Annotated in this window: 7 protein-coding genes; all 7 read left to right on the top strand. The window is 57.2% G+C overall.

Annotation, left to right across the window (positions count from 1 at the left end; all coding sequences use genetic code 11):
* Window positions 1-40: 40 nt before the first annotated feature.
* Entirely contained in the window at window positions 41-3,529 is a 3,489-nt protein-coding gene (dnaE, locus tag QY76_RS16560; protein ID WP_045425093.1) for a DNA polymerase III subunit alpha, read from the top strand.
* A gap of 12 nt (window positions 3,530-3,541) precedes the next feature.
* A complete protein-coding gene (gene accA / locus QY76_RS16555; protein ID WP_045425092.1) occupies window positions 3,542-4,501 on the top strand; it encodes an acetyl-CoA carboxylase carboxyl transferase subunit alpha in 960 nt (319 codons plus the stop codon).
* Between the two features lie 146 nt (window positions 4,502-4,647).
* Window positions 4,648-5,034, top strand: a complete 387-nt coding sequence (locus tag QY76_RS16550; RefSeq protein WP_095666557.1) for a VOC family protein — start codon at window positions 4,648-4,650, stop codon at window positions 5,032-5,034.
* Window positions 5,035-5,148: 114 nt separating this feature from the next.
* A complete protein-coding gene (gene cadC, locus QY76_RS16545; protein WP_034163231.1) occupies window positions 5,149-6,789 on the top strand; it encodes a lysine decarboxylation/transport transcriptional activator CadC in 1,641 nt (546 codons plus the stop codon).
* A 418-nt stretch (window positions 6,790-7,207) separates the two neighbouring features.
* Window positions 7,208-8,539: a cadaverine/lysine antiporter gene (gene cadB, locus QY76_RS16540; protein ID WP_034163232.1), complete on the top strand. Its 1,332-nt coding sequence runs from the start codon at window positions 7,208-7,210 to the stop codon at window positions 8,537-8,539.
* 140 nt (window positions 8,540-8,679) lie between these two features.
* A complete protein-coding gene (locus QY76_RS16535) occupies window positions 8,680-10,824 on the top strand; it encodes a lysine decarboxylase CadA (protein ID WP_034163233.1) in 2,145 nt (714 codons plus the stop codon).
* A gap of 78 nt (window positions 10,825-10,902) precedes the next feature.
* Window positions 10,903-12,384: a dipeptide permease DtpD gene (gene dtpD, locus QY76_RS16530; protein WP_045425091.1), complete on the top strand. Its 1,482-nt coding sequence runs from the start codon at window positions 10,903-10,905 to the stop codon at window positions 12,382-12,384.
* The last annotated feature ends 180 nt before the right edge of the window (window positions 12,385-12,564 follow it).

The following is a 12,564-nucleotide window of genomic DNA, read 5'->3' as shown; positions in this document are numbered from 1 at the left end:
GGGATGACATCGTTTTCTGGTATTAAAAGGTAATCGTTCGATGGCGGAACCACGTTTTATACATCTGCATGTGCACAGTGACTACTCGATGATCGACGGGCTGGCGAAGACCAGTCCCCTGGTCAAGAAGGTCGCCGCGCTGGGGATGCCCGCCTTCGCGATCACCGACCATACCAACCTGTGCGGGCTGGTCAAGTTTTATGGCAGCGCGCACGGCGCCGGGATCAAGCCGCTGGTCGGGGCCGATGTCCTGGTCCGCAGCGAGACGATGGGCGATGAGCTGTCGGCGCTGACTCTTCTGGCCTGTGATAACGAGGGCTACCAGAATCTGACCCAGCTTATCTCACACGCCTACCAGCGCGGCTATGGCGCAGAGGGGCCGACGATCGATCGCGATTGGCTGATCGCGTACCGCGCCGGGCTGATTTTGCTCTCCGGCGCCCGCCACGGCGACGTGGGTAAGCTGCTGCTGCGCGGTAATCAGACGCTGGTCGGTGAGTGCGTTGACTTCTACCAACGGCACTTTCCTGATAGCTACTTTTTAGAGTTGGTGCGCACCGGACGCCCCGATGAGGAGAGCTATCTGCACCTGGCGGTGGAGCTGGCGCAGCAGCGTGATTTGCCGCTGGTGGCGACCAACGACGTCCGCTTCTTGGAGGCCTCGGACTTTGACGCCCATGAGATCCGCGTCGCGATCCACGACGGCTACACCTTAGACGATCCCAAGCGCCCACGTAACTATAGCGCTCAGCAATACATGCGCAGCGAAGAGGAGATGTGCGAGCTGTTCGCCGATCTGCCCGAGGCGCTGCAGAACAGCGTAGAGATTGCTAAGCGTTGTAATGTGACCATCCGACTCGGCCAGTACTTTCTGCCGCAGTTCCCCACCGGGGAGATGTCGACGGAGGATTTCCTGGTGAAGATGGCGCACGAGGGGCTGGAGGAGCGTCTCACGTTCCTGTTCCCCGATGAGGCGGACCGTGCCCGACTGCGCCGGCCTTACGATGAGCGTCTGGAGATCGAGCTGAAGGTGATCAACCAGATGGGCTTCCCCGGTTACTTCCTGATCGTGATGGAGTTTATCCAGTGGTCTAAGGATAACGGGGTTCCGGTGGGGCCGGGGCGCGGCTCCGGCGCCGGCTCGCTGGTGGCCTATTCGCTGAAGATTACCGACCTCGATCCGCTGGCCTTCGATCTGCTGTTCGAACGTTTTCTTAACCCGGAACGCGTATCCATGCCCGACTTTGACGTCGACTTCTGCATGGAGAAGCGCGATCGGGTGATCGATCACGTCGCCGATATGTATGGCCGTGAAGCGGTATCGCAGATCATCACCTTCGGTACCATGGCGGCCAAGGCGGTGATCCGCGACGTGGGACGTGTGCTGGGTCATCCCTACGGCTTCGTCGATCGCATCTCCAAGCTGGTGCCACCGGATCCCGGCATGACCCTGGCCAAGGCCTTCGAGGCGGAGCCGCAGCTGCCGGAGATCTACGAGGCGGATGAAGAGGTGCGGGCGCTGATCGACATGGCGCGCAAGCTGGAGGGGGTCACCCGCAACGCCGGTAAGCACGCGGGTGGGGTGGTGATCTCGCCGACCAAGATCACCGACTTCGCGCCGCTGTACTGCGATGCCGAGGGGAATCACCCGGTCACCCAGTTCGACAAGAGCGACGTGGAGTACGCCGGGCTGGTGAAGTTTGACTTCCTGGGCCTGCGTACCCTGACCATCATCAACTGGGCGCTGGAGATGATCAACGCCCGCCGTGCGCGCCAGGGGCTGGAGCCGGTGGATATCGCCGCCATTCCGCTCGACGATCAGAAGAGCTTCGATATCCTGCAGCGCGCGGAGACCACGGCGGTATTCCAGCTGGAATCGCGCGGGATGAAGGATCTGATCAAGCGTCTAAAGCCGGACTGCTTCGAAGATATGATCGCGCTGGTGGCGCTGTTCCGCCCCGGCCCGCTGCAGTCGGGGATGGTCGATAACTTTATCGACCGTAAGCACGGGCGCGAAGAGCTCTCCTACCCGGACCGTGAGTGGCAGCATGAGAGTTTGAAGCCGGTGCTGGAGCCGACCTACGGCGTGATCCTGTATCAGGAACAGGTGATGCAGATAGCCCAGGTGCTGGCCGGCTACTCGCTGGGCGGCGCCGACCTGCTGCGCCGTGCGATGGGTAAGAAAAAGCCCGAGGAGATGGCCAAGCAGCGCTCGGTGTTTGAAGAGGGCGCCAGGAACAACGGCGTCAACGGCGAACTGGCGATGCACATCTTCGACCTGGTGGAGAAGTTCGCCGGCTATGGCTTTAACAAGTCGCACTCCGCCGCCTATGCGCTGGTCTCTTACCAGACGCTGTGGCTGAAAACCCACTATCCGGCCGAGTTTATGGCGGCGGTGATGACCGCCGATATGGATAACACCGAGAAGGTGGTCGGGCTGGTGGATGAGTGCTGGCGGATGGGACTGAAGATCCTGCCGCCGGACATCAACAGCGGGCAGTATCACTTCCACGTCAACGATGAGGGCGAGATCGTCTACGGTATCGGCGCCATCAAAGGGGTCGGGGAAGGGCCAATCGAGGCGATCATCGAGGCGCGCAACAGCGGCGAACAGGGCTATTTTAAGGATCTGTTTGATCTGTGCGCCCGCACCGATACCAAGAAGCTGAACCGTCGGATGATGGAGAAGCTGATCATGTCCGGCGCCTTCGATCGCCTGGGGCCGCACCGCGCGGCGCTGATGAGCTCGCTGAGCGATGCGCTGAAGGCCGCCGAGCAGCACGCCCGCGCCGAGGCCATCGGACAGGCGGACATGTTTGGTGTGCTGGCGGAAGAGCCGGAGCAGGTAGAGCAATCCTATGGCAGCGTGCCGCCCTGGCCAGCCCAGATGGTGCTGGACGGCGAGCGCGAGACCCTGGGGCTGTACCTGACCGGCCATCCGATCACCCAGTATCTGAAAGAGATCGAACGCTATGCCGGCGGTGGCCGTCTGAAGGATATGCATCCGACGGATCGTGGTAAGATGACCACCGCCGTGGGGCTGGTGCTGGGGGCCCGGGTGATGACGACCAAGCGCGGTAACCGCATCGGAATGTGTACCCTCGACGATCGATCCGGCCGTCTGGAGGTGATGCTGTTCACCGATGCGCTGGAAAAATACCAGCATTTGCTGGAGAAAGACCGTATCCTGATCGCCAGCGGACAGGTCAGCTTTGATGACTTCAGCGGCGGCCTTAAAATGATCGCCCGCGAGTTAATGGATATCAGCGAAGCCCGTGAAAAATATGCACGTGGACTTGCCATCTCGCTGACTGACAGGCAAATTGATGATCAGCTTTTAAACCGTCTCCGTGAAGCGCTGGAACCACATCGTTCGGGGACGATCCCAGTACACCTGTATTATCAGCGTGCGGATGCGCGGGCCCGGGTTCGTTTCGGTGCAGCCTGGCGCGTGACGCCGACGGATCGCCTGCTGCTCGATCTGCGCACGCTGGTGGGATGTGAACAGGTGGAACTGGAATTTGACTAATATAGGAATACTATGAGTCTGAATTTTCTGGATTTTGAACAGCCGATTGCCGAACTTGAAGCGAAGATCGATTCGCTGAACGCTCTCAGCCGTCAAGACGAAAAATTGGATATTAATATCGACGAGGAGGTTCAGCGCCTGCGTGAGAAGAGCGTTGAGCTGACCCGTAAGATTTTTGCCGATCTGGGAGCCTGGCAGATTGCCCAGCTGGCGCGTCATCCGCGCCGCCCCTATACCCTGGATTATCTTCAGCATATCTTCACCGACTTCGATGAGCTGGCCGGCGATCGCGCCTACGCCGACGACAAGGCGATTGTCGGTGGCACGGCACGTCTGGACGGCCGTCCGGTGATGGTGATTGGCCATCAGAAAGGGCGCGAGACCAAAGAGAAGATCCGCCGTAACTTCGGCATGCCGGCGCCGGAGGGCTACCGTAAGGCCTTGCGCCTGATGGAGATGGCCGAGCGCTTTAACCTGCCGATCATCACCTTTATCGATACCCCGGGCGCCTATCCGGGGGTGGGGGCAGAAGAGCGCGGTCAGTCTGAGGCTATCGCACGTAACCTGCGCGAGATGTCTGGGCTGAAGGTGCCGGTCATCTGCACGGTGATCGGCGAAGGCGGTTCCGGCGGCGCGCTGGCTATCGGGGTTGGCGATAAGGTCAACATGCTGCAGTACAGCACCTACTCGGTGATCTCACCGGAAGGATGCGCATCTATCCTGTGGAAGAGCGCCGACAAGGCGCTGCTGGCCGCGGAAGCGATGGGCATCACCGCGCCGCGCTTACAGGAGCTGAAGCTGATCGATTCGGTGATCTCGGAGCCGCTGGGCGGCGCCCACCGCGATCCGCAGGCGATGGCGGCGAGCCTGAAGGCCCAGCTGCTGTCCGATCTGGGGGAGCTGGATACCCTAGAAAAAGAAGAGCTGCTCGACCGTCGCTATCAGCGTCTGATGAACTACGGTTACTGCTGATCCCCCTACCGTGGTATCCCTTTACATCAAGCCCGGAAACGGGCTTGATGCCTTTATTTTCTGTATGTTTTCCCTCGTCAGGCGCTAACGCTTTTATCGCGCCCACGGCATAATCCGCAACACTTTATGGGACCTCGGGAGATATAGTGCAGCTCAATCGTCTTCATCATGTCGCCTTGATTGCGTCAGACTATGCACGCAGCAAGGCGTTTTATTGTGATATCCTCGGTTTTTCCTTGGTGCGTGAGCATTACCGCACTGAGCGTGACTCATGGAAGGGTGATCTGGCGCTGAATGGCGTTTATACACTGGAGCTGTTTTCTTTTCCTGCGCCGCCGCCGCGGGTATCCGCGCCGGAGGCCTGCGGTTTGCGTCACCTGGCCTTCAGCGTTGCGAACCTGGGGGAGGCCGTTGCGCATCTCGCCAGTCACGGCGTGACGTGCGAGACGATACGCCGTGACGAATATACCGGACGCTGCTTTACTTTTTTTCGCGATCCGGATGGATTACCGCTGGAGTTGTATCAGGAATAGTTGGCGAAGAAAACAGTTTCGGTGGTAAATTAATAGATGGCATGTAGGTGTTACTTTAAGCACTATGTTAGTATGGCACGCTTCAGACTTTTCTCTCCGGGCAATTAGTACACTATGCAAGAGCAAACTTTCCGCGTAGGCGAGTGGTTAGTACTGGCAGCAGACAATAAAATCACCCGCGAAGGACGCGTGTTGGTACTTGAGCCCAGACTCATCGACATGTTGAGCTATTTTGCTCATCATCCTGATACGGTGTTGAGCAGAGATGAGCTGATTGATAATGTATGGAAACGAAATATCGTTACCAATCATGTTGTTACTCAGTGTATCTCCGAGTTGCGCAAGTACCTGAAGGATGGGCGTCCCGAAGCACCAGAGTATATCGTGACCGTGCCGAAGCGTGGCTATAAGCTGGTTGAGTCGGTTATCTGGTGTGGGGAGGAGAGTCTCGAGCTGCCGGCGGCGGCGGCTCTACCGGTAGAGACGCCGACTAACCCTGCGGTGACCGACGTGAGTGCGCCGCTGGGGAGTGTTGGCCCCGCATCTGCCGCGGAGCCTGGCGCCGTCGCGCCGCCCTCGGCGTCTGCTGTAGCTTCTGTTGCGCAACCAGCGCCGCCGCGTGATGCGCCGGTGCTGCCCGTTGCGCCCGCCGCGCAGAAGACGCCGCGGCGCGCCAAGCGCTCCTCATTCTGGGTCTGGGTGGCCTTTTTGGTGGCGCTGGCGCTGTGCGTGACCTTTGTTGGACTGGCGGTGTTCAGCAACCGGGTGCCGGTAGCGCCTCAGCCGATGCTGCTTAATCCCCGCGATATTGATATCCGTATCCAGGGCGGTAACAGCTGCAGTAACTGGACCAATCAGCTCTCCTATGTGATTGGGCTGAGTGAGGAGCTCACTCAGGGACTGAATACCTACTCCACCTTCCTGGTTCACGATCAGACCAACTATAACTATGGCGGCCAAAGCAGCTCAGGTAAGTCGCTGTACATCGAGTTTGTCAATCAGCGCCACTATCGGGCGCAGCAGTGTTTCCTCTCGGTTCGCCTGATCGACAACGCGGATAACTCGGTGATGCTGGAAAAGCGCTACTTTATCACGCCGGATAACCTGCTCAGCGTTCAGAAGGACTTTATCAATAGTATCTTTACCGTGCTCAAGGTCAGCATGCCCCCTTCGCTGGAGAAGCGTTATGAGGCGCTGATGCCTACGCACAGTCAGATGCTGCAGCAGTATTACCAGGCCCATCAGCTGCTGCTGCAGGGCGACAGCGAATCACTCAATCAGGCCAACCGCCTGTTGACGCAAATTATTAAACAGGATCCCGACTTTGTGTATGCCAAGGCGGAAAAGGCGCTGGTCGATATTCTACTTAACTCCTATCAGCCCCTCAGCGCGCCGCAGCTGGCGGCGCTACGCCAGGAGATTAATGACGTAGAGCACAACCCGCTGCTGCAGGGGACTCCGATCATTCAGCAGATTTATACCGTCGACTATCTGGGGCAGGGGAAGGTGGATCAGGCTTTCTCCGCGATCAATAAGGGTATTGAGCTGGAGATGTCCTGGATCAACTATGTGTTGCTGGGCAAGGTCTATGAATTGAAGGGGCAAAATAACCAGGCGGCGGATGCCTATATCACCGCTTTTAATCTACGCCCGGGTCACAACACGCTGGACTGGATTAAAAATGGTGTATTCCAAACTAATATTGAGCGCGTTGCACCTTACCTGCTCAATTATGATGCAGAGAAGTCTGAATAGATTTGTATAATGATTAACCACACCCGCCTTCAGCGATGAAGACGGGTTTTTTTTTACCCCATGATCTCCCGGATAAAACCTCAACATCACCCGGCGATTTGCTTTTTTGACTCCATTTGTGTGATGAAATCTCTGAGCATTTTGTTGGTATTTTAGCGTGTTTTTTGCGCTGTTTCTTCATATCAACATTGTATCAACGTATTGTATTGTAAGGTTTTATGTGAATTTCCTTGATGTTTTTTTACCTTCACCTAAAAAACATCAAGATGTCATTTATTGCGACACGCTGAGAATTTAACTTTACCTTTAGGACTTTGCTTTCCGGGGTCATTACTATGCCTGCCATCAAGTCGGGTACTCGCCAGACATCAGTGAGTAAATTCGACTTATCTGAAAATTAATCAGGAGCAACTTGACCATGTCATCGAGCAAAAAAATCGGGCTTATCGCCTGTACCGGTGTAGTCGCCGGTAATATGATGGGGAGCGGCATTGCACTTCTGCCTGCAAACCTGGCGAGTTTAGGTTCCATCGCCATTTTCGGCTGGATCATTTCTCTGGTTGGTGCCATGTCTCTGGCTTATGTCTATGCCCGACTGGCTACCAAGAACCCGCAGCAGGGTGGCCCTATCGCCTATGCCGGTGAGGTTGGTCCTGCTTTTGGTTTCCAGACCGGTGTTCTTTATTACCACGCTAACTGGATCGGTAACCTGGCTATCGGCATCACCGCCGTCTCTTACCTGTCCACCTTCTTCCCGCTGCTGAACAGCCCGGTACCGGCGGGTATCGCCTGTATCGCCATCGTCTGGATCTTCACCTTCGTTAACATGCTGGGTGGTACCTGGGTGAGCCGTCTGACCACCATCGGTCTGGTTCTGGTACTGATCCCGGTTGTGGGCACCGCCATCGCCGGCTGGGCCTGGTTCGATCCGGCTGTTTATCACGCTAACTGGAACACCTCTGGTGGCACCGATACTCACGCCGTTGTTAAAAGTATCCTGCTGTGCCTGTGGGCGTTCGTTGGGGTTGAATCTGCCGCGGTCAGTACCGGCATGGTTAAAAACCCGCAGCGCACCGTTCCGCTGGCAACCATGATGGGTACCTGCCTGGCCGGTATCGTCTACATCGCCGCAACTCAGGTTATCGCCGGTATGTTCCCGGCCAGTGAAATGGCTGCCTCCGGTGCGCCGTTCGCCGTCTCCGCTTCTGCGATGGTCGGTCACTGGGCTGGTCCGGTTGTTTCCGCCTTCACCGCCTTCGCCTGCCTGACCTCTCTGGGCTCCTGGATGATGCTGGTTGGCCAGGCCGGTGTCCGCGCCGCCAACGACGGTAACTTCCCGAAAGTTTACGGTGAGATGGATAAGAACGGCATTCCGAAGAAAGGCCTGCTGCTGGCTTCCGTGAAAATGACCGTACTGATGGTGCTGATCACCATCCTGAACGCCAGCGGCGGTAAAGCCTCTGACCTGTTCGGTATGCTGACCGGTATCGCCGTACTGCTGACCATGCTGCCGTACTTCTACTCTTGCGTTGACCTGATTCGCTTCGAAGGCGCCAACGTTAAGAACATCATGAGTCTGGTCGCCGCCGTACTGGGTTGCTGCTTCTGCTTCATCGCCCTGATGGGCGCAGGCAACATGGAGCTGTCCGGTACCTTCATCGTCAGCCTGATCATCCTGATGTTCTACGCACGTAAGATGAATACCCGCAAGGCACAGAATACTGAGAACAACAGTAACGCCGCGGCATAAGTAAATAAGTAAGACTATTTAGTAATCATAACGATTACACACAGCAAGTAATTTAACGACTTTATCCAGCCTCTCTCTACTGCGACACAGTCCTGCCGAACGGCAGAGAGAGGCCCGCATTTTGCCTGGAGAATTAAAGTATGAATATTATTGCCATCCTGAATCACATGGGTGTTTACTTCAAAGAAGAACCCATCCGTGAACTGCATAAGGCACTGGAAGCACAGAATTTCCAGATCGTGTATCCGAACGATCGTGAAGACCTGCTGAAGCTGATCGACAACAACGCACGTCTGTGCGGCGTCATCTTCGACTGGGATACCTATAACCTGGATCTGTGCCGCGACATCAGCGAGATGAACGAGCACCTGCCGGTTTACGCTTTTGCCAACACCCACTCTACCCTGGATGTCAGCCTGAGCGATCTGCGCCTGAACGTTGAGTTCTTCGAATATGCACTGGGTGCTGCCGAAGACATCGCCCTGAAAATCCGCCAGAGCACCGATGCCTACGTAGACGAAATCCTGCCGCCGCTGACCAAGGCGCTGTTCAACTACGTTAAAGAAGGCAAGTACACCTTCTGTACGCCGGGCCACATGGGCGGCACCGCGTTCCAGAAGAGCCCGGTAGGTAGCCTGTTCTATGATTTCTACGGCGCCAATGCCATGAAGTCTGACATCTCCATCTCTGTCTCTGAGCTGGGCTCTCTGCTGGACCACTCCGGCCCGCACAAAGAAGCGGAAGAGTACATCGCACGTACCTTCAACGCTGAACGCAGCTACATGGTGACCAACGGCACCTCTACCGCCAACAAGATTGTCGGCATGTACTCTGCGCCGGCCGGCAGCACCATCATGATCGACCGTAACTGCCATAAATCGCTGACTCACCTGATGATGATGAGCGACGTTACGCCGATCTACTTCCGTCCGACCCGTAACGCCTACGGCATCCTGGGTGGTATTCCGAAGAGCGAATTTGCTCGTGAAACCATCGAAGAGCGCGTGAAGAACACCCCGAACGCGACCTGGCCGGTACACGCCGTAGTGACTAACTCCACCTACGACGGTCTGTTCTACAACGCTGAGTACATCAAGAAGACCCTGGATGTTAAATCCATCCACTTCGACTCAGCCTGGGTGCCTTACACCAACTTCAGCCCGATCTACAAAGGTCTGTGCGGCATGAGCGGTGGTCGTGTGGAAGGCAAGGTTATCTATGAAACCCAGTCTACTCACAAACTGCTGGCGGCCTTCTCCCAGGCATCCATGATCCACGTTAAAGGTGACATCAACGAAGAAACCTTCAACGAAGCGTTCATGATGCACACCTCTACCTCTCCGCACTACGGTATCGTGGCTTCCATCGAAACCGCCGCGGCGATGATGAAGGGTAACGCTGGTAAGCGTCTGATCAACGGTTCTATCGAACGCGCCGTTCGCTTCCGTAAAGAGATCAAACGCCTGCGTAGCGAGTCTGATGGCTGGTTCTTCGACGTATGGCAGCCGGAGCACATCGACGAAGCGAAATGCTGGAACCTGGATCCGAAAGAATCCTGGCACGGCTTCAAAGACATCGATGAAGACCACATGTTCCTGGACCCGATCAAGGTGACTCTGCTGACCCCGGGGATGAAGGAAGATGGCACCATGGCGGATACCGGTATCCCGGCCTCCATCGTTGCCAAATACCTGGACGAGCACGGCATCATCGTTGAGAAGACTGGCCCGTACAACCTGCTGTTCCTGTTCAGCATCGGCATCGACAAGACCAAGGCGATGAGCCTGCTGCGCGGTCTGACCGACTTCAAACGTGCCTATGACCTGAACCTGCGCGTTAAGAACATGCTGCCTTCACTGTACCGTGAAGATCCGGAGTTCTATGAAAACATGCGTATCCAGGAACTGGCCCAGGGCATCCACGCGCTGATCCAGCATCACAACCTGCCGGATCTGATGTACCGTGCCTTCGAAGTGCTGCCGACCATGGTGATGAACCCGCACAACGCATTCCAGATGGAACTGCGCGGTCAGACCGAAGAAGTTTACCTCGAAGACATGATCGGCAAAGTTAACGCCAACATGATCCTGCCGTACCCGCCGGGAGTTCCGCTGGTAATGCCGGGTGAAATGCTGACCGAAGAAAGCCGTCCGGTTCTGGAGTTCCTGCAGATGCTGTGCGAAATCGGTGCTCACTACCCGGGCTTCGAAACCGACATCCACGGCGCCTATCGCCAGGCTGACGGTCGTTACACTGTGAACGTTATCAAAACTGAACAGAAGTAATTGATGACCGAGGGCGCCCCGTCAGGGGGCGCCCTTTATTTTTACCCTCCGTTCTATCCCCCGCGTCAGGGAGAATCTATGAAAACACCCTCACAACCGCGCGCAATCTACTATGTCGTAGCGCTACAAATCTGGGAATATTTCAGCTTTTACGGCATGCGTGCGTTACTGATCCTCTATCTCACCCACCAGCTCGGGTATAACGATACCCATGCATTCAGCCTGTATAGCGCCTATGCATCGCTGGTTTATGTCACGCCTATTCTGGGCGGTATCCTGGCCGACAAGCTGCTGGGCAACCGTGTGGCCGTGGTCACCGGCGCCGCGCTGATGACGCTGGGACACGTCGTTCTGGGACTCAGCGCCGTCTCTCCGTTCTCTCTCTATCTCGCCCTGGCCATCATTGTGTGCGGCTATGGCCTGTTCAAATCGAATATCAGCTGCCTGCTCGGCGAACTCTACTCTGCAGAGGATCCGCGCCGTGACGGGGGCTTCTCCTTACTGTATGCGGCGGGAAATATTGGCTCGATCATAGCGCCGATTGCCTGTGGTCTGGCCGCCGAACAGTACGGTTGGCACGTCGGCTTTGCGCTGGCGGGGATCGGCATGTTTGCCGGTCTGGTGATTTTTATGTGTGGACATCGCCACTTCCGCCATACGAGCGGCGTGAACCGTCAGGCGTTGCAGGCGCGCAGGGCCGTGTTGCCCAACTGGAGCTGGCTGCTGCTGGGGCTGCTGCTCTCCCCGCTGCTGGTCGCCGTCCTGTTTTGGCGCGACTGGTCCAGCTATGCGCTGGCGCTGGTCTGCGCGGCGGCGATGATTATCCTGGGCAAAATTTTTCGCCGGGCCACGCCCGAACAGCGTCGTGGGCTAATCCAGATAGTGATCCTGATGGCGCTGGGTACGCTGTTCTGGGCCTTTGCCCAGCAGGGCGGCAGCTCTATCAGCCTGTTTATCGACCGCTTTGTGAATCGTCATCTGCTCTCCTTCACCGTGCCGACGGCGCTGTTCCAGTCCGTGAACGGCTTTGCCGTGATGGCCTGTGGGGTGGTTTTGGCCTGGCTGGTCAGCGAGCGTAGCGGCGGTAACCGTATTTTGCGCATCTGGGGTAAGTTCGCCCTGGGGCTGGCGTTGATCAGCATCGGCTTCGGTATTTTGACCTTCAACGCTCGCTGGGCGGCGCAGCATGGACAGGCATCCATGGGGCTGACGGTGCTGGGGCTGGCGGTGATGGGCTGCGCAGAACTATTTATCGATCCGGTCGCCATGGCGCAGATCACGCGCCTGACGATCCCTGGAGTGACGGGCGTCCTCACCGGGATCTATATGCTGGCGACCGGATCGGTAGCCAACTATCTGGCCGGGATCATCGCCAATCAGACCGCTGAATCCAGCTTTGCCCACGGCGGAGAGGCGCTCACCCACTCGGTGATGGCCTATGCCAAGGTGTTTAGCGATATCGCCTGGGGGGCGCTGGGATGCGTCGCGCTGGTGGCCGTGATTTGGCTGGTCAACTTGCTGCTGGTACGGCGCGCTGCGCCGCAGGCGGTGTCAGAGTAAAATCGGATATCGGGGATGCCGCCCGCGCGGCGGCATCAAACGGCGCGGAGACCGACGGCGTTTGCGCCGGGGAACGCTTCCCGGCGCGGCGTGGAGAGCAAGGGGCTTGCTTCTCGCGGAATTGCTGGTTAACGTGCTGATACTTATCGATGCAGGGCGGTGAAAGCCGCAAATACTTCC

Origin of the sequence: Edwardsiella sp. EA181011, assembly GCF_000800725.1 — a bacterium.
Taxonomy (GTDB): Bacteria; Pseudomonadota; Gammaproteobacteria; order Enterobacterales; family Enterobacteriaceae; genus Edwardsiella; species Edwardsiella anguillarum.
Note: the sequence above shows the minus strand (reverse complement) of the source record. Positions and strands in the feature narration are given on the sequence as shown.